The following is a 23,297-nucleotide window of genomic DNA, read 5'->3' as shown; positions in this document are numbered from 1 at the left end:
CGGGCATGGCAAAACAGCCGGTAGGGTGACCGGGTTACTTCTGGCTGGATTTGGGGAGACGGAAAAGCCCTACACTATTTCGTGCGGGCTTGCCAGCATCAGGAGAACAGGCCGGGAAACTGGCTGCGGGTCATTCGTCCGCCCGGCGACTTCTCTTCTTCGATGTCCTGCCGGCTGAAACTCAGCGTCACCTCGCCTGCGGTCAGGTCGGCGCTGACGATTTGCATGTTGCGATACTCGATTTCCACATAGTCGGGTGACGATGCCAACACCACTGCCATGTGAATGGTGGCAAGCGTCGTGAAAGACCGCAGCACCTTGGCAATATCATTGTCGACATTTTCCAGCACCAGATTGCCGGAGGTCGGGGCGTCATCGAGATCCGATGGCAGGATGGTCGAGGCCAGCACGAAGTAAAACGGCTCGCTACTGGTGTCGCTGTCCATCCAGGACGAGCGGGTGCCATACATCAACGGCTCGTCGGACAGCCGCTCTGTATTGTCGGTTGAAAGCCGAACAGGTTCATCGAGATCGGGATGGGTGATGTAGAAGAGCGCGACATAGACCTCGTCCGTCATGCCCATTTCCATCGCCAGCCGGGCATTCAGGGAAACACGTCTCATGGCATCACCGTCACGCTGAAGGAAATTCGAAACTGGACGCCGACAACCGCGTCGCTGGGTGGCTGGTCGCCGAAGACCACCAACCATTGTTCCGCCAGCAGGATTGGCTGGCCAGTATCGGTCAGGAGCGGATTACCGCTGTCGTCGAGCAGCGGCCAGCTGTCGGTGGTCGGGTCAGGCATGTAGAAAGGCGTCGCGCCATAGCCAGTCAGTTCCTCGTAGAACTGATCGAATACGGCCTTGTCGGCGCGGCTGACCAGAATGGACAGAGTGACCGATCTGGCCACAGCGGAAAAGCGACGGCGATAACTTGGCACCGCGCCGTCGTTTTGCCGCTTCAGGCGAGGATCGGTCGTTGTCCGCTGCCAGGTCTCACGCTCCGGACGCGGCAGGACATCGGGCCAGATGGGAACCGTCATCGGGCGATCCCCTTCTTTTTGAGGCCGTATTGCTGCTCAATCGTCTTTGAGGCTTTGCCACCTTTGGTGCCGATCGCATCCCCTGTCATGTCCGCAATCACGAACTTGGTCTGGCGGCGGCCACTCGCATCCGTGGTCTGTTCAGACTGGACGTTGGCTTTGGAATAATTGTGAACGGTAATGTTACCGCCGCCATTGTCGTTCGACGACTGAGAAGCGCCACCCGATCCACCAACCACGCCACCCTTGTCATAGCCACGATAGCCCAGCCGCATGGCATCGACCGTGGCCGCACCGCCCGCCCGCGCCACATCGTCCTGACTCCAGACAACCTCGCCCTTATGCACAACGCCAGCAGGCTCCTTGCGACCGCCTGCCCCGGTGTAACCGCCACTATCAAACCCCAGAAATGAGCTGAACGTGGTGTTCGGGCGCCAGAAAATGGATGTCGGATCGACAGAGCCACCGAACAGCGACGACATAAGATTGGTCGTTCCCTTGGAAAAGGACGATGCGAGACCACCAAAAATGTTCTGGCTACCGCCGCCAGCAGCACCGGCATTTCCACCGCCTGAGATCAAATTGGTGAGACCGTTGCCGAGCTGGCCAAGGCCATTGCCAAAGGTTCCAAGGTTCTGGTTGGCGGCAGCCGTGCCCGTCGAGAACCGATTAAGGGCATCGGCAGCCTTGGTGCTGGACGATTGAATGCCCGGCCATAGAGATGACTGTGCCGAGGTCAAGCCCTTGTCCCAGGAGCCGCCGCCCATGCCGGCCTTGTCACCGCCGAGGTCGAAATGCATGGTGTCGAGCGCGCCGTATTTTCCCTTGCCGCCACCAAAATAACCGCCCCAGCGGAACTGGTTGGCCAACTCAGGATATTTCTCCATCTGGACGGAACGTGCCGTCTGGGCAAATTTCTCGTAAGAGCCAAAGCTGCCAGCGTCCTGATAATTGCCGAGCTGCTTGCCGCTGGCGAGGTCGGTCAACTGAACGTCGGTTGCCAGCCCCTTGCCATGGAAACGCGGATCGCCAGCCCGAAAGCCGGAAATCGCATCGACCTTATATCCCGGCGTGCGCTGGGCAGCGGTATTCAGAATATCGGTCAAACGCGGATCGACGCCACCGCCCTTATAGTTGCCGGCGCTGGACATGGACTGGCCGAGGCCAGTCAGTGCATTGGCTGAAGAACTACCCGCTGTGTTGCTGTTGGCGGCTTGCAGCCCAGCCGCCCCAACACCGGTCCCTGCCACGCCACCATTGATCATGACAGTGCCGGCCGTCACAGCCATGGAGCCGACGGATTTGCTATCGCCCAGCAGGTTGCTGGCAACACCTTTGACGCCACCTACATCGGCCAGCGTGCCGTAGTTCGAACCGGTCAGCGCGTTCTTGAGCGGGTTCTTCACGGCGAGATCAAGGACGGTCTTTTGAATGTCCTTCGAAATCCCTTCAAGCGCCCCAGAAATGTCTCCCGACGACAGGCCGTCGACGATCCCATCGATGGCGCTTTCGGATGATTTACGAATGCTGCTCCAGGCTTCACTGGTTCTGGAAAGCTCGGCATTCATCTGCGCCTGGGCGCTCGCACCGCGCCGGATCTGGCTAGCCTGGGCACTGGAAGCTTCCAAGCCAAGCTCGCGGATCTTCAGCTCGGCATTGTATTGCGCCAGCAAGCCCGTCTGTTCAGTCTGACTCTTGCCAGCAATGCCGATCTGAAAACCAAGCCGGTCATTACCCGTCTTCTGGTCACGCAGATAGGAGGCGACATTTGCCTCTCGCTGGGCAGCGGCAAGACCGGAATAGCCGGATCGAAGCTGCTCGATCACGGCCAGCAACTGTTCCTTCTCCTTGCCCTCCGCCTTGGCCGCAGCTGCGATCAGCGGGCGCAACTGGATTTCCGATTCCATCTGCGTTTGGGCTTGAGACGCGGTCAATGTCCCGGCTGCCACCTGGGCAGCCAGGCGCGCCCGAACGGCGACCTCAGAAGCCATATCGGCGGCTTGTGTCTGAGACGATGCAATCGTTTCCTGAATGACACGGTTGCGGGCTTGAGCTGCGGCGGCCGACACCTGGTCGGCGCTCATCTGCTGGTCGGCAAGCTGCAACCGGGTTCGCTGAGCCGTCAGATCAGCCCGCACAAGTGGATTGCGTTCGTTCTGGATCTGGATGTCGAGGCGGTCCAGTTCGATCGCGCGGCTCTGGCGATTGTTGAGCGCATCGAGCGCCCGCGTCTGCGCCTCGATGCCAACCGTAAGCTTGGTGCGATCCTCTGGGCTAAGGGACTGGATGGTCAGGCCGGATTGCATGGCCGCAATGCTATTGGTCAGGCTCTGGCGCTGAGCGGTGTCGGCATTGGCGGGCACCGCATCGGCTGCACCCAAGGCGGCTTGGCTCTTCCGGATTTCGGCGGCCTTGCGCTGGCGCTCAGCCTCGGCAGCCTGTTCGCTGGCCTGCTGCGCCAACAAGGCGTCGAGTTCAGCCTGAATTTTATCAGCCCCTCTCGCGCCGCGCCCTGTGGGTCCACCGACAGAAAGCTGGTTTCGAAGACTGGCAATCCGTTCTGCCAGGGTCTTGATGCCAGCTGCCTTATCAATTGTTTTTCCCATCCAATCGAAGGCATTGCTGGAAGCCGTGCTAACCCCGTTCCAAGCCCGACCTAGCGCGGTCGTCGCTTCCGCAGCCGACGCCAGTTGCGGGGGCAACGCCTTGAGCAACACGGCTTGCGCTTCGGATTGCCGGTTCTGCGCTGCCAGATTGGTTGCCTGCTTGGCAGTGGCCGCATCGATCAACCCATATTGCTGATAGAGCGTCTGGGCCGCTTTTGCCGGATCGGCAAACAGATCGGCCAGCGCCTGCCCGGCCGAGGCGGCATCCGTGCCGATCGTCGCGGCAAAATCCTTGCTGATCGAAATCAGGCCTTCGTAATTCTCATTGCCGATCCGACCGGTGCGCAAGAAGGCCGCTTCCATAGAGCGGGCAGCCTTGATCGAGATGCCGGCGCTGGATGCGCCCGCTTGCGCCGCCGCTTCCATGCTGGCAGCAGATCCGGCAACAGCACGGCCGAGACCATTTGCCGCCGTCCCGACCTCCTTGATCGAGGACAGATAGCCGCTCCAGGCAGCAGCCCCAACCGCAGCAACCGTGGCCAGTCCGCCAATACTGACAGAGAGCGGCGTGATCAACCGGCCTGCATTGGCAGCAATAGTGCCGAGATCCTTCAGCGCAGCATTCACTCCGCCCTGGCCGGCATACATCTGGATAACCTGCGGCCCCTGTTGCATTGCCACCATGGCAAGCGGCATGCCGAGTGCCGCCGATTGTCCAGTGTCGAATACTTGATACATGAGGTTCTGGCGGCGGAATTGGCCCTCCCTGTCGCCATTCATTGCAGAGTTTCGGCCCTTGATCGCCTCGATCGAGGCAAGCGTTGCCTGCCGATTGCGCGAGATCGCCGCCGTCATTTCGTCGGTCGAGATCGCGCCGGCCTTATGGGCTTCACGGATCTCCGAGACGGCGGTCTTGTAGTTCGCCGTGACGGCATAGAGTGGATTGTACCTCGCGCGCAGCCGGTCCAGCTCTTGCCCATAGGCGGCAATATCCGCGCCCCGATCGGGAGTAACCGTGACCTTGGCAACCGCCGCCTCGGCATACCGCTTGTTGGCGGCAGCGGCATTGGCGGCGGCAGAAGCCAGCGCATTATAGGCGTTGGTTTCCTTCAGCTTCAGGTCAATCGCCTGGGAGGCTGAAATTGCTCCGACCTGCTGCGCCTGGTTGATTTGCTGAAGTGCGCTTTCATAGCGCTTCTGTGCGGCAAACAGTGGATCGAACTTGGCCTGGAGCCGGTCTAGCTCGGCACCATAGGCCGCAATGTCGGCTCCCCGATCGGGCGTGATCGTCACTTTGGCAACCGCCGCCTCGGCATACCGCTTGTTGGCGGCAGCGGCATTGGCGGCGGCAGAAGCCAGCGCATTATAGGCGTTGGTTTCCTTCAGCTTCAGGTCAATCGCCTGGGAGGCTGAAATTGCTCCGACCTGCTGCGCCTGGTTGATTTGCTGAAGTGCGCGTTCATAGCGCTTCTGTGCGGCAAACAGTGGATCGAATTTGGCCTGGAGCCGGTCTAATTCCTTGCCAAATTCAGCGATTTCTGCGCCGCGTTTATTGGTGTTGGCGGCGGGTCTTGCAAAATTGAGCTGTGCTTCGACCAGCTTTTGCAGTTTGGTGGCGCTGGCCGTGGCTTCCGTGCCGATGCCAGCAATCGCCTGTTTCGCGGCCTGTGCGCCGGCAGGCACCTGGCTGGCATCGAGCGTGACGGTCGCGGCAAGTTTCAAAGGGGTGGCCATCATTCGTCTCCACTGTTGAGGACGGGCAGCGCCGCTTCCTCCATCACCCGCAAATCATCCCAGACCGGATCGGTATATTTGCCCCTGCGAAACACGACATCGCAGGCGGAATAGTCGAGGCCGATCCAGATCATGCCGCCAAGCCCGACACCGACGACACGCCACTGCGTATCGCAGGCCAAAAAAGCCATCAGGCTTTCCCAATTGCAGGCCGCGACCGGATCGAAGTCTTCATCGACATCATCATCCGTAACCGTGACAGCTGCACCGAAGGCGGCAAACTCAGCCCTGACATCCGTTGTCATCGACTGTGGCTTGGTTCGGTCGATCTTGCCGGTCCGATGACATGCCCAACTCAGTGCAAGGCTTTGGAGTTTCCCAGGCGGGCCTTGTCGTTGGAGACGGCTTCCTCATAGGCGCGGTTGAGGCCGACGCGGATGCGGTCAAAGCCGAGTGCCATATTCAGATTGTCGGCACTGAAGGACAGCGCCTGGTCGTCGGCATCGAAGACACCGCGCCAGTTGGCAATCATCAGATGAAACATGTTGCGGTCATGCTCTTCGATCAGAAGCTTGGTTGCTTCAGCCTTTTCGGAGGCGGCCTGATAATTGGTCGCGAACTCCTCTGCGGTCGGCAGTTGCTTCAACAGCTCGGCCCGCTTGTCGTCATGGGGCTTCATCTGTTCCTTGCCCCGAATGACGAATTCAGCCTCGAAGGTGAATTCCTTCAACTTGCCCGGATTGTCGTTGTCCGGCTCCAACACGGAAACAGGCCACCAAGCGGTCAGGGTTGGAACGATCTTGAACATGCTTCAAAGCCTCTTTGAGACGCCCTTAGGGCTTACTTGACGGTGATGGTGAATTCGTCGTTGCCGACAGTCGGCAGCAACATCAGCGGCATCTTATTGTTGAGGATCTTCTGGTTTTCCTCGTAGGTCGTGCGGCCGATCTGCACACGGGCAGCATCGAACTGGACGATATTGCCGGCGACCGTGCCGTGCTGGGCGGCCATAACGCCCGTTTCATGCGCCTGGGCTTTTGCAAACCAATCCACCTCTGCCAGCGTTGTGGCTGACATGGTGGCTTCGCCCGTCATCTGCCGATCGGTAAATTCGATGCTCTCATGGTTGATCAGCAGACGCGGCTGGATGTCACCGGCCAGATCAAACGAAAACGCTTCGCAAGCCCCGGCATAGCCGAGCAGCGAGAAGGTCGTATTCGCCTTGGAAACCGGAACCGGCTTGATGAACTTGGTCAGGTCAATGGTCGGATTGGCGGCATCGGTGATCGTGCCAAGCAGGCCGGTCAGCGTGAAACTGAAGCGAGCAATCTGGTTCGGCTGCATGGACAGCTTCCAGGTGCCACGCGCGCCGAGCAATACGTGCTTGATGCCATCATTGACAAAGTAGATCGAGACCGCCTCAAACCCACCGGAGATCGGCGTGTATTTGACGTCGGTCGCCGCCGTGATCACTTCCGCCATGCCACAGGCGCGCAACGGCGCCCCCCAGGCTGGTGCAGTCCCGGCCGCACCGGAACCGGCGACTTCGACATCGAAGCCGACCCGCGCATAGTTGCCGGAAAGGATCACGCCCTGGTGACCCATATAGGGCAAGATCAGATCGCGGCTGACATCGGTGCCCAACAGTGGCTCGAAATTGAAATTGCTGGCCTGGATAGCATTGGCGGCGCCTGTGGGAACGACATCAGTCCCATAGACCGTTTCAGGCTTGACCAGCAGGGCCTTGTTGCGTGCGTATTTGGTCATGGCTCAGGCCTTCCCCTTCTTGGCGCTGGTCTCATCACCCGCGTCCGACGTTTCGGTTGTTGGTTCGGTGGCTGGCGTTTCCACTTCGACAGCGGCAGGCGCATCGATGTCGATCCGGGTCAGGCTGCCATCCGCGTTGCGGCGGTAGCTACCGCCCGTCTGTGGGTTCGTCATGACTGCTCCTCCTGGTAAAACGCCGTGCCGAACACGTCCTCAAACCAGACCATGCCGTCCTTGGCCTGCTGCAATTTGCCGGTGATGTGTTCGAGCGGATCGGCTGGCGTAAAGCCGAGTAGCTTGCCGCGAACCCACGCCTTCAATGTTTCGATGTCGCGGGCTGCACTTTCGGCTCCAGCCGCATTCTCGGTGATGATGACAACGGAAATATCCATCGACATCCGCTGGAGCACCGGCCCCGTGATGCGCTGGTTTTCGCCGGAGGTTTCACCGCTGACGAAAACATAAGCCACGGGCGTATTCGTTGGTCGGTCGGTGACCTGTGCCAGCTCGTTGGCACCCTCGACCAGGATGAAGGGCGTTCCGGTCTGTTTCAGCCGGTCCATGACTTCAAAAACGATCATTCAATTGCCCTTCCAAAGTCAGTCATGATGATGGTGCCGATTTCCTCGCGGTCGGCATCGTTGATGCCGAGATATGGTCGAGCGGGCATGCTGATTTCCCGTGCGCCGATCGTTGCCTCGCGCTCGGTCGCGCCCTTGGTCCCAGCCTTGACGAACCGGACCTTCTTCGATCCGCGTATCCGCTTCAGGCTGAGTTTCTGGGTGCGCTCGCCCTGCTTGATCACACCGCCGAACTGATGGATGGCGGCATACTCGACATTGGTGCCAACGGTGGCGCTGGTGGCAGCGGCACTGGTAGTCAACGAATTATACAAGCGTCCGGTATCGCGCAGTATATGGTCGCTTCCACGCAACTTGCGTCCGCGACCCGCTCTGGCGCTGGCCGTGCGTCCCTTGAGCGGCTGCCATTTCTGGCCGTCCGGCCCGATCTCGCGCTCAAACCGCTGTTGGGTCGAGGTCAGCAGGTAAGCCGCCACATCACCCATGACCTCGGCCGGATCTTCCGAGATGCTCACAAGCCGGTTGAGCGTGGGCGACAGGCCGTCACGGATCTCGATCGAGGTTCCGGACATGTCAGTAGCCTCTCAGCGACTGGCGCGAAAACACCTTGGCCGGGGCGACCACCTGGACCTGACCACCGCCCGGCGCTGGCGGCACTTCGCCCGTGTCGGTTTCGATCAGCTGGACGACACCCTTGGCGACATCGCGGAAATAGGACAGCGCCTGGTCATAGGCCCGCTGGATCGGGCTGTCCTTCTCGACGCCCTTGAAATGCAGATAGTAGCGGGCGACATCGCAGGTCACCTTGGTCAACACCTCGGGGACGGTCACCAGCGGCAACTTGTAGGCTTTGCCGATATAACCGTCCGCAAATGCCGTGGCATCCGCAATGGCGCGGGCAACCACGGTGTCGTCGATTGCCAAAGCAGGCGGCGTGGTGCGGTCGGTCAGCTGAAGCAGCTCCCGTTCGCCAAACCGGTCAATCAGATCCTGCTTTGTGCAATAGGTCATGGCAATGCCCCTCAGGCTTGCGAGGTCTGGGTGTCGACATCAGCTTCCGGCTCGGCAGGCTTTTCCACCAGCTCGACCGTCAAGGCAGGCTCGGCCAGGATCTGCTCGATCTTTTCCAGATGGAGACCTTTCAGGTCATAAAGAGTGGGTTCAGTCGTGTGGATAAGCCCTCCACGGCGGAAACCTGCGACGGTGGAGATAACCCGCAAAACGGGTTCAACGGCCTTGTCCCAGGAACGCCACAGGGCATGGGTCAGCGGATAGAGCTTTTTGAACTCCTCCTCGGTCATCTCCTGGAACTGCTCAAGCCAGCCCTCTTCGGTGCTGCCAGCGGTATCGTCTTTCTTCGAAGCCATGATGTGATCCTTTTCGGTTCCTGGTGAAAAAGCCGAAATCCGGCCCTTGCATCAGGAACCGCCAGCCGAAGCTGACGGCCCTTGCCCTGGGAGGCGATGATTGCGATCAGGCGAGATACGGGCAGACCAGTACCTCGGCCGTGCCGTACCATTGGTTGGTGCCGCCATTGTCGGTCAGCTGGTTGCCGACGATCTTGCGGGCCGCCCCTTCCAGAGACGGCGGCACGATGAGCAGGCGCGGATTGATGGCCAGCGGCTTGCCATAGTCAGCCTTCAGGCTGCCGAGGCCGACGCGCCCCACTTCGTAGTTCGCAGCGTTGAGCGTCTGCTTCGAACCCCAGGCCTGTTGCCAGAAGCCGAAACCAACCTGGCAGCGGCCATCCAGGCCGTAGACGTATTCCTTCTTGAAAAAGACGTTGTCGTCATTTTCCTGGTCCTTGCGGATCAGATTGCTGAAGGGCTTGCGTTGCTGGTAAATCAACGGCTTCAAGGCACGGCTATTGTCGACCAGGAACCAGGCAGTACCCGTTCCGCCGTCCGTGTTGGCGACAGAAGTCGTATTCCCATCTTTGTCGAGGACGGGGTGGTCGGTGTCGAAGAAATACTGGCCATCGTAGCACTTGGTGGCAAAGCCGTTCTTGATAAGACCCCACACCAGTTCGTCGGGGAACATCGTGGCATTCTGGCCGAGCTGCTGGAACATCGGACCGTAAATGCCAAGATTGTCGTCTTCGAAGTCATCACGATCTACGCCGATCGTCGTCTCGTAGGACTTATTGGTCAGCGCATAGCCGTGACGTGCCAGACCATTAACGACGCGGTCGCCGATCCACTCGCGCATGCCAGGAAACTGACCGAGCCAGCCGTATTCCTGGGTCTTGGTGGTCGATGGTACCAAGGTCGCAACCTGAGACCATTGCGCCGTTGACATCGCGAGACCGGCCTGGAAGGCGGTATTAAAGCCGACGAAAGCCGACTGGAGAGATTGACGAGTGATCAGCATGGACGGGCCTCTTTAAGAGAACTTGACCCACACGCCCTGGTCATCGACATCGAAGATCGTGCCGGCAACAGGACGCGCGGAGGAATTGGAGGTTTTGGCGACCGTCTGATCGTCGGCCGCATAGCAGCTCGATCCGATGTCAGCCAAGGTGATGGCGTCCGTCGATGCCGAATTGGCAAATCGGAAGATGCCGGTTTTGACATCGGCGCGGACACTGCCGTCAGCGCCAGCATTGACGATCTGGCGCTCGTTGCGGCCGACGACCTTCAGGGTTGCCGTTGCGCCGGCCGGGACCAGCATGCCTGTCGCATCGATCGCCACCATGGCACCGGCAAAGAGGGTAGCCGATGCCTTGACCGGGAAATTGCGGTTATCGCCGCTCCGCTGGGCGGTGTTGCGGTCTGCGGTCAGAGCCGTCATGCGTCACCGCCTTTCTTGGCCTTGAGGAAGTCGGCCTTGCTGAGACCCATCTGGCTCATGACCGCCAGATCCTCCGTCGTCAGATCCGTGTCGGTGCCATTGCCGGGCGGTGTGACGCCGGCGCGCTGGGTTGCCGTCAGAACCGGAGAAGCGTCGGCAAACGCCTTGAAGGCTGCGGCGTCTTTCTTGTGCAGATCAAGGCCCCAGGCCTTCAGTGCCGGCGTAAGCCTGCCTTCGGTGATCGCCCGGTTAACGGCGGTCTCGGCCTCCTCGCCTTCCATTTTGGTTTGAAGGGCCTTCAAACCAGTCTGGAGCGCCGCGACCTGCTCGATCGGTACGAACTTGGTGGGATCGACATCGGCGCGTGCGGAATTGATCGCGGTGACGATCTCGGCCGGCTTGGCGGTAGCCGACAGACCAGCCGCAGCGGCGATCGCCGCATTGCCGGTCAGCACGCTGTTGATCGCGATGAGAATAGCATTCTCATCCGCGTCCTCGGAAAGCCCCAAGGCGGCGGCAATTCTTTTCATATCGTTTTCCTGGTTGGGTTGAGCGCAATTTTGCTGGGCACTGGCGGCCACGGCCGCAAGTTCGAGATTGGGCACATTGGTCAATCCGGCCGAAATCAGCCGCAGCACCTGGCCGGCCTTATCGTGCTGGTAGACGGGGGAAATGTAGCGATACTCGCCAGCCCGGATGGCCTGGGCTGCCTTGTCCGTCCATTCGACCAAGCCATAGAGGCCATCGGGACGGGCATCGAGCTGCTTGATCCAGCCGGCAGCCGGCGCTTGGCCACCCACACCGGGCACAGCCGAGAACTGCGTCTGGTGATCGTAATCGACCACGAGGTCGGTACTGCCGGCGCGCTGTTCGGTGGAAGCAATCACGGCCCGCATGCCTTCAAGACCATTGGTCGAATAGGGACCGCGACCGTCGCGACCGGAAAACGATCCGATCGGCAGCAGCATGATCCAGTGCCCGGACGAGCCTTCGGAAGGCAAAGCGGCATCCGCCCCACCCAGCATTACGGCATGGGCGGCAACAAGGCCGGAAAAGAGGTGTTGGGTACGTTTCGTCATGGGGCGAGATTGCCCCGGCCCGATAAAGTAAAACAGCCGGTAGGGTTACCGGGTGAGTTGCTTGCCGTGACGATGCGGCCAACCAACTCATATCACGACGGGGGAGAGAGGCAAGGCTTCGAATTTGAAGCCGGTTTGAAGCCCTTGGGCGCGTTTGAGGGCTTTGCCCTGCGTCACTGGCCGTTCAACAGCCTTGCGCGCGTCTATGGCGCTTAAAATCGATCATGTTGAAATCTATTGCCGAGGGGCGTATCATGATGTTGATGATCGCCGTGACAACCGGGAAATCGCACGTCCGGTTTGGTGATCCCGTCCTGGCAACGGTGACACTGCTACGGGGAAAGTGGCGTACCCCCTCGGCGATCATCAAACCTTCCCAAACAGAGTTTCATATGTGGCTGGATCAGATAGCGTGGCCTGATCCACAAGCCCCGCCGTTCGGATCGAGTTGGTGACGATCGTCTGGGCTTTGCCTCCTGGCGGTCGCGCCTTGTCTGCAAAATCGACCTTCACGACGATCTTGGCCAGACGCGGGTCTTGGCCGCTGTCGAACACATAGAGAAGCGCACCGTCGCGCTTATCCCGCAGTACCGCCCTCGGCCGACTGAGATTGGCAGGCAGTTGTCGGAGCGCCGCCATATCGACGGTCTTTCCTACCCCGGCCTTGGCATCGCGGATCATATGCAGAGCCGCTTGCTGGGTCAGGGTGATGGCACCTGACTGCGGCGCAATCCCGCCCTGGGCAAGAGATACCAGGACGTCCTCGGACAAAGCGCCAACCACGACGATCGAGCGATCAACACGCCCGCCAGCCGTCGCTGCGTCAAACCACCTCGCAAAGTCATCGCCGAGCGGCCTGACCAGCCAGTCCGGATCTTTGTTGACCTGGGCGGCCATGATCGGCGGTGCATTGATCAGCTTTTCCGCCGCATCGAATGCCCGGTATCCGGCCTTGCCGGGATTATGATCCCAGCCAGGATCGATGCCCCGCGGAATCATCCGGACTTCGCCCGTGCGCTTGTTGGTGAAGGCAACGAAGTCATCTTCGGGCGGCGTGAACTTCAACTCACCCCGCATGCGCTCGACATCGCGATCCGACAGGCTTTGCAAGGTGCAGCGGCAATTCCAACCGCACGGCGGTGCCCAGGTGTCCCAATAAGGGTGATCGACAGGCAGGCAAAGATTGTGGCGCTTGCGATGTTCCGGCCGGGTGTGGTCGTCCAGAATGCAGACATAGCGCAGCCAAGGCCGGCGCGCCTTGTTGCGCTCAAACGCCGCCCAATGGCCTGCTGCGTAAGACACCCGCAGGTTCACGTCGAAGATCAATTGCAGGCGACGTGTCGAACCGAGCTGCGCTTTGCGAAGCTCTCCCGTCAGGGGATCGGTCACATCCTGGACGCCCCACCAGCCCTTAGCCTGGAGGACCGGCGTCACCTGGCTGGCGAAATCCCGAAACGTCTTGCCCTCTTCAAGGCTGGTTTGAAGGCCGTCGAAAAGGTCCGTGAGGATATCGAACCCGGCCGACTTGGCGACCGTGAACTGTTTGGCATGCTCCTCGGCATAGACGTCCTGCCAGGAGAAGGACGGTGCGAGCTGTTCGCCGCGCGCCTTCAGGGCCTTGATGGCGTCTTCCGGCTTCAGCGCCGCAATCGTCGCCGTCATGAAAGCGGCTCATCGGCTTCACCGGATATCCGGGCTGAGAACGCCGCACGGGCGAGCTGCTCGACAAAGGCATTGACGCCCATGGCGCTGACTTGAGCCGCAAGGATCGCCTGTGCCTCCGCGATCGAGGTTGCCTTGCTCAGTGCCTCGGCCAAACCATCGACCACAGGCGGCGTCATCTCCTGCCAGTCATCAGCCGAGATCTGGGCGGCTGCCGCATCGATAGCATCGCGATCGGCGCGGGCCATCTGGCTTTGGGTGGCAATCGCAGGCGGTCCGCTGTCCGTCTGATCGGCAGGCGGCTGCGCTGCCGCTGCGGCCGGCATCAGGATTTCTTCGTCCTTGCCAGGATCAGGCAGGCCGATCTTGTCGCGCATGGTGGACATGCCGACCTTCAGGCCGAGCGGGACCAGCTTGACGACATTAGCAACCAGAGTGTTGACATCGATATCGTCGGGGCGTCCGATACAGATTTTCGGGTATTTTTTTCGGGGGCCACGATTGAACGATACCAGTGGCACGACAACATCGCGGTTCAGGGTCGCGGCAAGCTGGCGTGCATCCGCCCGCTCGATATCCTCACGCACACCGTCATGCACCTTGCCGACCGCATAGCCGCCAGCCTGTGCATCTGTCGTTGCCGTCTGTCCCAGCACGAGCTTGGATATCTGCCGGTCCAGCCAATCGGCACGCCGTTCATAGAGATCAAGGCTACCGGACAGTTGCGCCTGGATAAACTCAATCGCCATGCTTTCTGGCACGATGGCGGCATAATCGGCCGCAATGCTGGAGACAGCCCGCAGCAGCTTTTCTTTGTCGGGCTCGCTTGCGCCAGCGCCATATTTGCCCAGCCGCAACGGCTGGCCATAAGCCTCGCAGAAGATGGCCCAATCCGAAGTCGTGAAGGTCTTGAACAAATAGGTCCAAGCCGCTGATCGGGCCAAGCCACCACGAATGGTCAGGCCCGATTTGACCTTGGCGCGATGCACGATCCATTTCGCTGGCCAGAGATCTTCGTCACCGGCCGGACCACGCAGTCTCAATGTCTCCCCATCATTGCGATCGAATCGGAACCATCGTGGATCATTCCATTTGAGCGCCTTGATTGACCATTGGCCTTCTGATGTGTCCCAGATGATTTCGGTGGCGCTGAAGCTCTTCCCCACGGCATCGAGAATATCGAACAGTTCGTCCTCAAAGGTATCGCGAGATATAAAGTCGCGCACGAGGTCGGCATCGCGGACATCGTCTGCACTATCGCTGGCAGCCTCAACCGTGATGTCCAGTCCGGCGACCTGACGTTTGCGCACACCCAGAACACCAGCATAATGCTCGTTGCGCTCCTCCATGTCTTCGGCAAGCTCAAGGTAGCGCTCCGGATCGCCATCAATGGCCTCGCGCAAAATGCGGGCAAGCTTCTGGGGTGTCAGGCCGGGTGCCTGGTGATTGCCAGCCGCTTGGCGAACGCCAGTCGTTGTCGGCCCACCTTGCTCCTGCTTCATCGCGGCCTTGACGATCGGGTTGCCGTATTGGTCGAGGATCTGGGCCATCAATAGCCTCCGCGTCTGTTGCGCATCGATGCCATGCGATAGGCCTGTTCATCATCGCCCTGGCTCTCTGCAAGTTTGGATTTGGGCGGGAGGGCAGGCTCGTAGCCGTATTCACCAACAACGCCATCAGCGGCAAGGATGCCCAGGAAGGCCGCCCAGGTGCGGTCGGCATGGTCTTCATCGCGTTCAGCCACAAAGCGAGGCGCACCGGTGGCAGAAGCCACCTTGCGCAATTTGTGAAGATCGGCGCGCAGCTTCTGATCGCCCTGACTGATGCGCACGGAGCGATCCTCGAACCGCTCCTTGCCGCGCGTCGCCATGACAAGCTTATTCGGCCCGGTAAACAACACGCCTTCAACCCGGCTGCCATAACGGATCTGGGCGTCTTCCGTGACTTTCTCGCCCATGCCCGTCTGGTCGATACATACCCGGCCGACGCGGTAGCGGGTCATAACGTCGTCGAAGGCTTCGTCCATCTGCGCAAAGGTGGCGCGCTTTTGCTCAATCCGCTCACGCTCCCAAAGCACATCACCGATCAGTTCCCAGACCCAGATGACGTGCAGGTCCTCTCGCCGGCCGATATCGCGCCCCACGAAGCAGACATTGCCCTGGTAGCCTTCAGGGTCTCCGGCACGCTCATCCTCGCAGGACGAAATCAGATCGTAGGACAACCAGGCACTCGCCTCGTCCAGCCACTTCAGTTCAAACTCCTGCGCCCAGCTATCTTCATCTGCCAGACCGGCGCGCAGTTCCTCGATGTCGCGGGGCAAGCCATCCCGCACCGCCTGATAAATATCGACGACGTGGCGGCTCCAGACGTCATCGGCCGGCCCGGTGGCCAGTTCGTAGAATTTATTGCTCTTGCCGTTTGGGGTGGACGTGACCCTGATATTCCAGCCCTTGGAAATGACCGGAAAGAGCGCCCGCCAGATCTGCTGGCTATCCTTGTGGAAGGCAAATTCGTCCAGAAAGACATTGGCGGAAAAGCCGCGTGCCGTGTCCGGATTGGCTGGCAGCGCCGTGATCTTCGATCCATGCGGCAGGGTCACTTCCAAGGCTTTATGCGTGCCGCTCTCGCCTTCCCAATCGAACTCCGCTTCCTGAAAGGCAAGATCATAGGCCTTGCAATGGACCTTGATCCCTTCGTTCATGGCTTCGCGCGCCTGGCGCTCCCCGCGTGACAGGATCACCCAGCGCTCACGCTTACCCTTCACGGCCGCTTCAAAGCAGGTGTCGACGGTCTCCAGCGTGGTCGTGAAGGTCTTGCCCGTCTGGCGGGCAAACATACCCAGCTTGAAGCGCGAGCGATCAAGCAGCCAGCGCTGCTGGTAGCCATAGAGAGGGACGGCTGGTGACTTCATTTCTCAAAGATCCCGTAGATGTCTTCGCGGATCTTGCGCAGCACTTCTTTGCCGTCGGGCTTGCCATCGGCATCCATCTGGCCCGAGACCGTCGCGAACACCTTCTCGGCCTTCTGTTTGAAGTCGGTCTCAACCTTGCGCCGGCGGTCCGAGGATACCGATTGAGCTTGGGATGCTTTGTGAAGAGCGGCAGCCAGGGAGGCGATGCCCTTCGGGTCAATCGTGTCTCTCTTGGTTCGGGTGCTGGCCAACACGAGAGCCTTGATGGCCTCGGTTGCCACAAGCGTAAGATCGTCGCTTTCCTCGGCATCGAAGGTTGATGCGACCGCCGACGCCATCTCTCTCGCTTCGTTGATCTGACGTGTCAGTTCGTCCAGATTGATCGAATATCTGTTGAACGAGCTGAAGCTCGGGATCTTGAAGTCCAGTTCGCCACGAGACTCCTTTTGCACCTGTTCCAGCTTGGTGACGAACTCCTTGTAGATATCGATCTGCGAGGTGCTCGTATCCTGAAGCTGCTCTGCCGCCCACTGGACCACATGGTTGCATTCCCTCGGCAGCAGTTGGAGCGAACTCAGCCGGCCGCGCCCTTTTGTCATGATCAGATCCCCGGCCGGCGCGGACGCTGGACGCCCTGAATGGTGATTTCCCGGTCAAGGTGACGTTTTCCATGATCCGTCAGGGTGGCGATTTTCACGTCCTCATCAACATCGAGAACCTTCACCGCACTCAAATTGCGCAGATATTCGATCTGCTGATTGACCCATGGCAGATCCTGATAGATGGCACTCAGACGAAGCGCCCCGTCGAAAAACGGGGACGACAGACTTTCGTTGGTCTGCTTTGCCAGCTCCTGAAGAATGACCAGACGGGCTTTCTCCCTGGTCAGTTTTTCATAATCAACCGCGATGCTGTTCATGCTTTGCTTGCTCCAAAAGGACTTCGTTCAGCCGTTCGCCCATGGCTTGGATGGGGGCTAGTTTTTGCTCCATGGCCGAAAATCGGCCTGCTTGTGCAACTTCGATCGTGTTGAGACGCCCGGCGATTTCCGCCATTGACAGTTCAAGGCGGTGGGTCGTTCCGCGATCAGGCAGATGCTTTAGCTCGCTCTCGATCGCCTGGATGCGCCGGTCGTATTCGACCAGCTTCGATTCCGCTTTGACCATCCGCTCTTCGAGCTTCTTTTCACCCGTCGACATCATCGTGCGGAACTGCGTGAGCAGGTTGATACTGTTGAGCGCCAGCGAGATCAGAACGCCGATGGCTGTCATATCGAGGATCATCGGCAATAAACCTCACGCTCGATCGACGTCTGACAGTCGATGCAACGGGCGGCAGCCGGATAAGCCAGTCGGCGCGCCTGTGGGATGGTTTGCCCGCAATCGACGCACTCGTCTGCGCCGGCCTTGTTGATGTCGGCACGTGCTGCCGCGACCTTGGCCGCCCGCTCTTGCTCCACCCGCTCTTCGGCAAGCTCGAAATGGATATTACTGAGCATGGTTGCCCCCCGACACAGCAGCGGCCCGGCGCGTTTCACAGGTCCGAAGCGCGGTCCGATCCTTGCCCCAAAAGGAAGTGGCTTCCTGCTCGTTCAGCCGCCGATCGGGTAGTAGAGCAGGAGCATCGCAAGCTACCTTCGATGCGGCCGGGACCTCCCGCTCGACATAGACTGTCTTGACCACCGGCGGGGTCTCAGCGCTGATTGAGCAAGCGGACGCGATCGCGGCCAATGCCATCAGTGTCGCCAACGGGCAAAGACGCATTCTGTTTCTCCAAGGTGCCTGCACGCTGATTGGCGGCTTCGATCTGATCGCGGGCCGCGTCCTGCGCGGCCATGGTTTGCTTGAGGGTCTCGGCAATCTTTGCCTGGGCGGCGGCATTCGATTTCTCGATTTCCGCGCGCCAATAGTTATCTCGTTCGCTGCGGGCGGTTTTGGCGGCTGTGTCCACCATGGTCTTGATCTTGTCGATCGCAGCCACTCCGCCCCAGATGATGGCGGCAAGAACCGCAAGAGCCGCCAGACCGGCGATAAGGGTGCGGCTCATGACTGACCTCCGGCGGGAGGTTCAAGACAAGGCGGATCAGGCTTTGGTCCCCGCGTCATTGCCCGCATATCGAGAGAGCCGAAGGCGCGATGCACACCCAGCAGCGCAACGATCAGGCCGACCATGCTCGGAACAGCAATGGTGCCGAACGCCACGGCCTGGTCAGAGCCAAGGCAAGCCGCGATGGTCAAAGCCAGGATGACAGTCCAGGCCAAGGCACCGGAACACCAGAGCCATTGCTTGGACGTGGTGTAGGACGGCTTTTCCATCAGTCATCACTCCATGTCTGGGTGATCATCCAGGCGAAGGGAATGGCGAGCAGCGCGCATGCAAGCAGATGCAAAATGCTAACACCGATAATCCAACTGGAGGCGACGCAGACGGTGACGTAGATAACGGCAAAAGCCGCCGTCATGCCGATCTTGCGTTTGAGGCTGATCTTCATACGATCGCCGCCTGAAAATGCATGCCATCCCGGCTCTGTGGCGACCAACGGCCACCCCACACCCATCCTTCAACCTCGAAGGCTTCAACAACACGCTGGTCCATTTCAGGCGTCGGATCGCCAAGGCCATTGCGAGCAGGATCGAAGTCTACAGCGCAGCCTAAAGCGTGCATGGACAGCCGCGCCTTGCCGCGCATTTGCCGCCAGTTATAGCCGCCCCCGATCAGGTGCATGCCTGCGGCTTCAATAGCTTTCTGGCTGCGGCCGAACGCTTCCCAGATTCTATTCAGCACACGGGTCAGGCTTTCCGCAACCAGCCGATGGACTCGCAAGGATTTGATGCTGATAGTTCTATCCCACGAGGCAACCGCCTTCCATGGCAGGGCCACCGTGACAAGGTTGGCCTTCTCCCAAACAGGATCTGGCCCGGCGACGCCCTTGGTGATCTTGAGGTTTGCGCCGTAGAAATCGGCAGCGGCAGACTGTTGAGGCCAATTGGTCATGATCGTTCCCAGCTAAAGAAAAAAGCCGGGCAAGACCGGCTTTGCTGAGGACGAGTTTTGCTCGTTATGGGCGCATCAAAACAGCCGGTAGGGTAACCGGGTCAAAATTCGAAAAGATCGAGTTGATTGGTTTCACCGGAACGCAGCCATTTGCTCACTGTCTTATGTGTCGTGTGCAGTTGGCGGGCAATGTCGTTCGTGTTCAGCCCCTTATTATACTTTAAATGGCTGGCGATAAAGGGCTTTGCTGTGGGCACATATAATGGACCAGAGCCGACCTTGGCTGCCAGACTGATAGCAGCGTCCTTGCCGAGTTCTTCGGCCACTGCGGACTCTGTCTGAGGACTTTCCGAGAGGTAGACATACGACCCTCCGAAGGCCAGGAGGAACTGGATAGCCTTCTCGATGCCGACCGCCGTCACATACGGCTGGACATGGGCGGGAACGCGGATCTCAGCCACGGCACACCTCCAGCTGCTGTTCGAGGATCAGGATTTCGCGGGTCACGGCTTTCAACTCTCCAAGCTTTTCGAATTTGCCGCGTTCGTGCGGCCTCATGGTTTCAATGCGCTTCACAAGCGCTTCACGGCGGTCCTGAAGCCTCTTCAAATCACCCTTGAGAAAGAGAGGCAGGACCGGCGTCATCGTCAGATCCTTTTGCCCGGCTGGACGCGAAAGCAGGTCACGACGCCTTCGTCCTGGATGACGAATTTCATCCCGTCAGCAATCACCTTGGCTGCACCGAAGCGCACGCCGGTGCTGCAAATGGCGCGGATCTCGGTGCGGACCGCCTCGACATCGATGCCGTGCCGACGCTCCAGAAAGCGAAGGACAGCGTGGTCGGTGACGACGGCAATGGTGAAGCCGGTCTCCGGCATGGGTTTGGCTGGAGGCTTTTGGCTCATGCGCGCGGCTCCCACTTGATCAGGACGCCCTGGAAGACGTTCTTGTCATAGCTGTCGCGCCAAAACCGGCCCATGGTTTCCCGTGCCGTCGCGCCGATCAACTTTGCCGGTGCGATACCTTTCAGCCGGATCGGATCGAAACCGTCCGAGGCCGCGAATGGCTCGATCTCATCGCGGTGCAGCGGTTGGCCGTTGATGGCGATGTAAACAATGCCAGCGTCGATCAGGTCGCTGGACATGATGACGATCGGCAACACCGCAACGCAGATCGGATCGTCGATGATCTTCCGGCAATGCTGGGTCCGCAGCCCCTGGAAGAGCTGGACAGGTTCGCCGACATGGGCATGACGGCGGCGATGTCCCCGAATGGTGTGCGTTTTGGTGCCATCTTCGATCTGTGGCGCGAAGAATTTCTTGAAGCCGTAGGCGACCATCAAGCACCTGCCTTTTCATTGCATATTGAGCAAGGAAGGCCGCGCCTGATCTCTGTCATGCTGAGGTCGAAACACCAACCATCATCATGACCACAATGAGTGCATTTGAAATGAGCACCTTGAGGAGTCCTCCATCCCGGCATCATTCCAGGAGCGCAACCAACATCAACGGCATGCATCATAATGCGTTTGGGCTGACGCGGTTTACCTTCAAATCCGAACAGGTCCGCCATCACGCACCTCCCTTTTGAGCGCGCACCCGTTCGCCCAGGGCGTTCATGACGGTGCGCCACTGGCTTGGGTTCAAGTCACCCAGCCAGATCGCACCAAAATGCAGCAGAGAAGCCACCTCGTTGTCGAAGCCCTTGCGCACGATTAGGTCAGCGCCGGGTTTCAATATCTTCCATTGCGCCCAGGCGATCTTTGCCCCGTCACTTGCAAGCCACTCCTGGCCGTTGGTGCTTCCGAAGCCGACACCTGCCTCACGGGCCAGCCACTTTTTCAGTCCCTCGATGGCGGCTCTCGCGTCGTCGGCATGATGAAGAAACCGAACATGATCCAACCCGGTCTGGCGCGTGACAAAGGCCAGCAGCGCAGCATCGTCGCGGTTTTCGACAATGCCGAGATTATAACCGGCAATCCAAAGCGCCTGCATTTTTTTGGCAAACTTGCCCTCCAAGGGCTTGCGCTTGCCCTTGGCGGCGGATGCTGGCGCGAACCCTTCATTGCGAAAGACGGTGAGCACCTTCTGGCGCTCATCCTCGTCCATGGCCTTGACCGAAGCCTTGCCGGTAATGTTCGTCAGCTTGGCCCGGTAGGTATCATCATCCAGGCCGAGCTGCTTCTTAGCAACGTGGATTGCTGCGATGGAGGAAGTCATTTGCCCGCTCCATTATTAATCTGCGGTCGCTCATCATGCTCCTCGCAAACAAACATCCAGTCGCGCAACGGCACCCCTATTCCGCCTTCTTCCATTTTAGCGATGATTTCCGGCTGCGCTTGAGCTTGTGCGATTATCCGGTTTCCATCTTCTGCACGACGCTGGAATTCCGCCATATCGTAAGGTAGCGGCCCCCATGTGCCGCCGATTTGAGATCCAGCGTAAAGCACCATCCAGAGGCGCGGCGCTTCTGAAAGATAGATCATGCTCATGGCAGTTCAGCCTCCGCATCCATGGCCGCGTCAACGACTTGGTCCAGGAGGTCGCCGGACAGGATCTCGATCTCCGGCGACATGATGGCAACCGGGCCACGCGGCTCGATACTTTCGAGAGTGCGCGCCCGCAGCCAGCGATACCGCATTGCGTCGAGGTAGAGATCTGGAAAGCCCGCGGCGGATAGCACGGCCATGGCAATAGCCTCAGACGAGCCGTTGCTATGGGCATAGCGGCGGCAGGCTGCCTGGAAGACCTGGTTGTCGATGACGGTGTCGCGGAAGGCAGCGAAGGACGTTGAGTGTGTCATGCCGCACCTGCCAGTTTCACTTCTGCCATCAGATGCTCCGCCGCAACATGGGAAGGCCTCGGGCACGGCTCATTGACGTTGATGACATTCAGGATGCCGCTCACCCCAAAAACCGCGCTGCACTCGAAGCGCACCAACAGCATTCGCTCCTGCTGTTCTTTGACGGGCGTGGCGTCCGCGCCGCAAACAGGGCAGGTCTTTTCAGCTTTCAGCTTTGCGTAAAGGTGGTTCATGCTGCACCTACCTTTTCAGCCCTAGAGGCGTGAAACGCGCAAGCCTTCCTCAAAAGCTCTTGTTCGATCTGATCAACGTTTTCGCAGAAGAACCAAAGCAGTTGAGTGTGGCCCCATCCGCTGAAAAAGGCATCTGAGCTGGTATATCGGCGGACACACACCGATGCGTGGACCATGAAACCACGGCGACCACTCAAAACGAGCCTTTCGGCGATTGCTTCAGCCAGCTCTTTCGAGCTGTCGAACTGATCGAGGTCGGACAACAAGCGAGCCAACTCCGGGAGCTTTTCCAGCTCCTTCATGTGGGCTGGAATGTCTATGAATTCGCAAAGCTCTTCCAACCATTCAGGCGGGCTTTCCGGGTCTCCAAGCATGTGGATCGGGTAAATCCCATTCACGCGGGCTTCAGCGTCATAAAGGTTGTTGTGCATGACTTTCCTCCTCACGCCTTGGCGATATCGACAGTGACAGCGGTCCATTCGTCCTGGACGGACTTGCGGACGTGAAACCGGATGTACTGTTTGGAATAGGCGACGTTGATCGCATCGTTGATGGCGCGCACTGCCTGCACCCACCGCTCGTCCTCAATGGCAAGCTTCGTGAGCTTCTTGATTTCCTTGAGGTTGACCTTGCCCTCTTTGTCCGTGTCGAAGGCACGGGTGATCAGGGCGCGGATCTCGACGCGGGCGTCGGATGTCCATTCGTTGAGGCATTCGTCAATGAGGCTCTTTGCCACCTGAAGCTCTGGGCCAGCCGTCTCGAAATCGTTGATCGCAACCGACACTCGCATCAGTCCGTCAATGGTCTGATAGGTACGGTTGCCCTTTATCCCGCCTGACTTCGCACCGTATTCCTGCTCCAGCATAGCGTCCAAAGCGTCGAGATCATCCATGCAGTGGGCACGAAACCGGGCGATCCGAGCCGAGATATCGACAGCATAGGCCATGACCTTGCGGACCGATTCGTCGCGCAGCTTCTCCTGCGGTTTCACAAGCTCCAGCGGCACCAATGCGCCCTTGGCATTGGCCATGTACTCTTTGCCGTTGACGAACGTCACCCCGTTGGCAGGCTTCTCTTCGAGAATAATCGCTTCCAT

At 59.5% G+C, this 23,297-nt stretch carries 36 protein-coding genes; all 36 read right to left on the bottom strand.

Annotation, left to right across the window (positions count from 1 at the left end):
- Positions 1 to 98: 98 nt before the first annotated feature.
- Positions 99 to 623 carry a hypothetical protein gene (locus V6582_RS05885; RefSeq protein ID WP_156536571.1) on the bottom strand — a complete coding sequence of 175 codons (525 nt, stop codon included), beginning with the start codon at positions 621 to 623 and terminating at the stop codon, positions 99 to 101.
- On the bottom strand, positions 620 to 1,042 hold the full coding sequence (locus tag V6582_RS05880) for a hypothetical protein (protein WP_015916576.1): 423 nt from the start codon (positions 1,040 to 1,042) through the stop codon (positions 620 to 622). The genes V6582_RS05885 and V6582_RS05880 overlap by 4 nt, the downstream gene beginning before the upstream one ends.
- Positions 1,039 to 5,382, bottom strand: coding sequence for a phage tail length tape measure family protein (locus V6582_RS05875; protein ID WP_349508930.1), 4,344 nt, complete (start codon positions 5,380 to 5,382; stop codon positions 1,039 to 1,041). The genes V6582_RS05880 and V6582_RS05875 overlap by 4 nt, the downstream gene beginning before the upstream one ends.
- Positions 5,382 to 5,687, bottom strand: a complete 306-nt coding sequence (locus tag V6582_RS05870; protein WP_156631615.1) for a DUF1799 domain-containing protein — start codon at positions 5,685 to 5,687, stop codon at positions 5,382 to 5,384. The genes V6582_RS05875 and V6582_RS05870 overlap by 1 nt, the downstream gene beginning before the upstream one ends.
- Positions 5,688 to 5,737: 50 nt before the next feature.
- Positions 5,738 to 6,190, bottom strand: a complete 453-nt coding sequence (locus tag V6582_RS05865) for a hypothetical protein (RefSeq protein ID WP_156631614.1) — start codon at positions 6,188 to 6,190, stop codon at positions 5,738 to 5,740.
- Positions 6,191 to 6,222: 32 nt separating this feature from the next.
- A complete protein-coding gene (locus V6582_RS05860) occupies positions 6,223 to 7,149 on the bottom strand; it encodes a phage tail tube protein (protein ID WP_156631613.1) in 927 nt (308 codons plus the stop codon).
- A 3-nt stretch (positions 7,150 to 7,152) separates the two neighbouring features.
- The gene (locus V6582_RS05855) at positions 7,153 to 7,323 is read right to left on the bottom strand and encodes a hypothetical protein (protein WP_156631612.1); all 171 of its coding nucleotides are present in this window, start codon (positions 7,321 to 7,323) and stop codon (positions 7,153 to 7,155) included.
- A complete protein-coding gene (locus V6582_RS05850; RefSeq protein WP_156631611.1) occupies positions 7,320 to 7,730 on the bottom strand; it encodes a phage tail terminator protein in 411 nt (136 codons plus the stop codon). Before V6582_RS05850 ends, V6582_RS05855 begins: the two co-directional genes overlap by 4 nt.
- Positions 7,727 to 8,302, bottom strand: coding sequence for a phage virion morphogenesis protein (locus V6582_RS05845; protein WP_156631610.1), 576 nt, complete (start codon positions 8,300 to 8,302; stop codon positions 7,727 to 7,729). The genes V6582_RS05850 and V6582_RS05845 overlap by 4 nt, the downstream gene beginning before the upstream one ends.
- A gap of 1 nt (position 8,303) precedes the next feature.
- Positions 8,304 to 8,741, bottom strand: a complete 438-nt coding sequence (locus V6582_RS05840; RefSeq protein ID WP_156631609.1) for a gp436 family protein — start codon at positions 8,739 to 8,741, stop codon at positions 8,304 to 8,306.
- 11 nt (positions 8,742 to 8,752) lie between these two features.
- Positions 8,753 to 9,097, bottom strand: coding sequence for a hypothetical protein (locus V6582_RS05835; protein WP_156631608.1), 345 nt, complete (start codon positions 9,095 to 9,097; stop codon positions 8,753 to 8,755).
- 106 nt (positions 9,098 to 9,203) lie between these two features.
- Positions 9,204 to 10,100, bottom strand: coding sequence for a Mu-like prophage major head subunit gpT family protein (locus V6582_RS05830; protein ID WP_156631607.1), 897 nt, complete (start codon positions 10,098 to 10,100; stop codon positions 9,204 to 9,206).
- Positions 10,101 to 10,112: 12 nt separating this feature from the next.
- Positions 10,113 to 10,520, bottom strand: a complete 408-nt coding sequence (locus tag V6582_RS05825) for a hypothetical protein (RefSeq protein WP_015916586.1) — start codon at positions 10,518 to 10,520, stop codon at positions 10,113 to 10,115.
- Positions 10,517 to 11,599 (bottom strand): phage protease, encoded by a 1,083-nt coding sequence (locus V6582_RS05820; RefSeq protein ID WP_156631606.1) that lies wholly within the window; start codon positions 11,597 to 11,599, stop codon positions 10,517 to 10,519. The genes V6582_RS05825 and V6582_RS05820 overlap by 4 nt, the downstream gene beginning before the upstream one ends.
- Before the next feature lie 366 nt (positions 11,600 to 11,965).
- Entirely contained in the window at positions 11,966 to 13,261 is a 1,296-nt protein-coding gene (locus V6582_RS05815) for a phage head morphogenesis protein (RefSeq protein WP_156631605.1), read from the bottom strand.
- On the bottom strand, positions 13,258 to 14,811 hold the full coding sequence (locus V6582_RS05810) for a DUF935 domain-containing protein (RefSeq protein WP_156631604.1): 1,554 nt from the start codon (positions 14,809 to 14,811) through the stop codon (positions 13,258 to 13,260). The genes V6582_RS05815 and V6582_RS05810 overlap by 4 nt, the downstream gene beginning before the upstream one ends.
- Positions 14,811 to 16,172 (bottom strand): terminase large subunit domain-containing protein, encoded by a 1,362-nt coding sequence (locus V6582_RS05805; RefSeq protein ID WP_156631603.1) that lies wholly within the window; start codon positions 16,170 to 16,172, stop codon positions 14,811 to 14,813. The genes V6582_RS05810 and V6582_RS05805 overlap by 1 nt, the downstream gene beginning before the upstream one ends.
- The gene (locus V6582_RS05800) at positions 16,169 to 16,771 is read right to left on the bottom strand and encodes a DUF3486 family protein (protein ID WP_156631602.1); all 603 of its coding nucleotides are present in this window, start codon (positions 16,769 to 16,771) and stop codon (positions 16,169 to 16,171) included. The genes V6582_RS05805 and V6582_RS05800 overlap by 4 nt, the downstream gene beginning before the upstream one ends.
- Before the next feature lie 2 nt (positions 16,772 to 16,773).
- Positions 16,774 to 17,091 carry a hypothetical protein gene (locus V6582_RS05795; protein WP_015916592.1) on the bottom strand — a complete coding sequence of 106 codons (318 nt, stop codon included), beginning with the start codon at positions 17,089 to 17,091 and terminating at the stop codon, positions 16,774 to 16,776.
- Complete coding sequence (locus V6582_RS05790; protein ID WP_015916593.1) at positions 17,072 to 17,455, bottom strand: DUF2730 family protein; 384 nt, start codon at positions 17,453 to 17,455, stop codon at positions 17,072 to 17,074. Before V6582_RS05790 ends, V6582_RS05795 begins: the two co-directional genes overlap by 20 nt.
- Entirely contained in the window at positions 17,452 to 17,670 is a 219-nt protein-coding gene (locus V6582_RS05785; RefSeq protein ID WP_156631601.1) for a TraR/DksA C4-type zinc finger protein, read from the bottom strand. Before V6582_RS05785 ends, V6582_RS05790 begins: the two co-directional genes overlap by 4 nt.
- 194 nt (positions 17,671 to 17,864) lie before the next feature.
- Positions 17,865 to 18,218 (bottom strand): hypothetical protein, encoded by a 354-nt coding sequence (locus tag V6582_RS05780; RefSeq protein WP_156631600.1) that lies wholly within the window; start codon positions 18,216 to 18,218, stop codon positions 17,865 to 17,867.
- A complete protein-coding gene (locus V6582_RS05775; RefSeq protein ID WP_156631599.1) occupies positions 18,215 to 18,487 on the bottom strand; it encodes an NAD(P)+ transhydrogenase beta chain in 273 nt (90 codons plus the stop codon). The genes V6582_RS05780 and V6582_RS05775 overlap by 4 nt, the downstream gene beginning before the upstream one ends.
- Positions 18,487 to 18,663, bottom strand: coding sequence for a hypothetical protein (locus V6582_RS05770; protein ID WP_156631598.1), 177 nt, complete (start codon positions 18,661 to 18,663; stop codon positions 18,487 to 18,489). The genes V6582_RS05775 and V6582_RS05770 overlap by 1 nt, the downstream gene beginning before the upstream one ends.
- A complete protein-coding gene (locus V6582_RS05765) occupies positions 18,660 to 19,166 on the bottom strand; it encodes a M15 family metallopeptidase (protein ID WP_156631597.1) in 507 nt (168 codons plus the stop codon). The genes V6582_RS05770 and V6582_RS05765 overlap by 4 nt, the downstream gene beginning before the upstream one ends.
- A gap of 101 nt (positions 19,167 to 19,267) precedes the next feature.
- A complete protein-coding gene (locus tag V6582_RS05760; RefSeq protein ID WP_156631596.1) occupies positions 19,268 to 19,627 on the bottom strand; it encodes a hypothetical protein in 360 nt (119 codons plus the stop codon).
- A complete protein-coding gene (locus V6582_RS05755) occupies positions 19,620 to 19,811 on the bottom strand; it encodes a hypothetical protein (RefSeq protein ID WP_156631595.1) in 192 nt (63 codons plus the stop codon). The genes V6582_RS05760 and V6582_RS05755 overlap by 8 nt, the downstream gene beginning before the upstream one ends.
- A 2-nt stretch (positions 19,812 to 19,813) precedes the next feature.
- Positions 19,814 to 20,071 (bottom strand): hypothetical protein, encoded by a 258-nt coding sequence (locus tag V6582_RS05750; RefSeq protein ID WP_234889651.1) that lies wholly within the window; start codon positions 20,069 to 20,071, stop codon positions 19,814 to 19,816.
- On the bottom strand, positions 20,068 to 20,505 hold the full coding sequence (locus V6582_RS05745) for an ASCH domain-containing protein (protein WP_156631594.1): 438 nt from the start codon (positions 20,503 to 20,505) through the stop codon (positions 20,068 to 20,070). Before V6582_RS05745 ends, V6582_RS05750 begins: the two co-directional genes overlap by 4 nt.
- Positions 20,505 to 20,738 (bottom strand): hypothetical protein, encoded by a 234-nt coding sequence (locus tag V6582_RS05740; RefSeq protein ID WP_156631593.1) that lies wholly within the window; start codon positions 20,736 to 20,738, stop codon positions 20,505 to 20,507. Before V6582_RS05740 ends, V6582_RS05745 begins: the two co-directional genes overlap by 1 nt.
- Positions 20,738 to 21,385: a gp16 family protein gene (locus V6582_RS05735; protein ID WP_156631592.1), complete on the bottom strand. Its 648-nt coding sequence runs from the start codon at positions 21,383 to 21,385 to the stop codon at positions 20,738 to 20,740. The genes V6582_RS05740 and V6582_RS05735 overlap by 1 nt, the downstream gene beginning before the upstream one ends.
- Positions 21,382 to 21,657 (bottom strand): hypothetical protein, encoded by a 276-nt coding sequence (locus V6582_RS05730; protein ID WP_156631591.1) that lies wholly within the window; start codon positions 21,655 to 21,657, stop codon positions 21,382 to 21,384. The genes V6582_RS05735 and V6582_RS05730 overlap by 4 nt, the downstream gene beginning before the upstream one ends.
- Positions 21,654 to 21,968: a hypothetical protein gene (locus V6582_RS05725; RefSeq protein ID WP_156631590.1), complete on the bottom strand. Its 315-nt coding sequence runs from the start codon at positions 21,966 to 21,968 to the stop codon at positions 21,654 to 21,656. Before V6582_RS05725 ends, V6582_RS05730 begins: the two co-directional genes overlap by 4 nt.
- Entirely contained in the window at positions 21,965 to 22,201 is a 237-nt protein-coding gene (locus V6582_RS05720) for a hypothetical protein (protein WP_156631589.1), read from the bottom strand. The genes V6582_RS05725 and V6582_RS05720 overlap by 4 nt, the downstream gene beginning before the upstream one ends.
- On the bottom strand, positions 22,198 to 22,632 hold the full coding sequence (locus tag V6582_RS05715; protein ID WP_156631588.1) for a hypothetical protein: 435 nt from the start codon (positions 22,630 to 22,632) through the stop codon (positions 22,198 to 22,200). The genes V6582_RS05720 and V6582_RS05715 overlap by 4 nt, the downstream gene beginning before the upstream one ends.
- Before the next feature lie 11 nt (positions 22,633 to 22,643).
- Positions 22,644 to 23,297 (bottom strand): DUF3164 family protein, encoded by a 654-nt coding sequence (locus tag V6582_RS05710; RefSeq protein WP_156631587.1) that lies wholly within the window; start codon positions 23,295 to 23,297, stop codon positions 22,644 to 22,646.

Source organism: Agrobacterium vitis, assembly GCF_037039395.1.
Lineage (GTDB): Bacteria > Pseudomonadota > Alphaproteobacteria > Rhizobiales > Rhizobiaceae > Allorhizobium > Allorhizobium vitis_E.
Note: the sequence above shows the minus strand (reverse complement) of the source record. Positions and strands in the feature narration are given on the sequence as shown.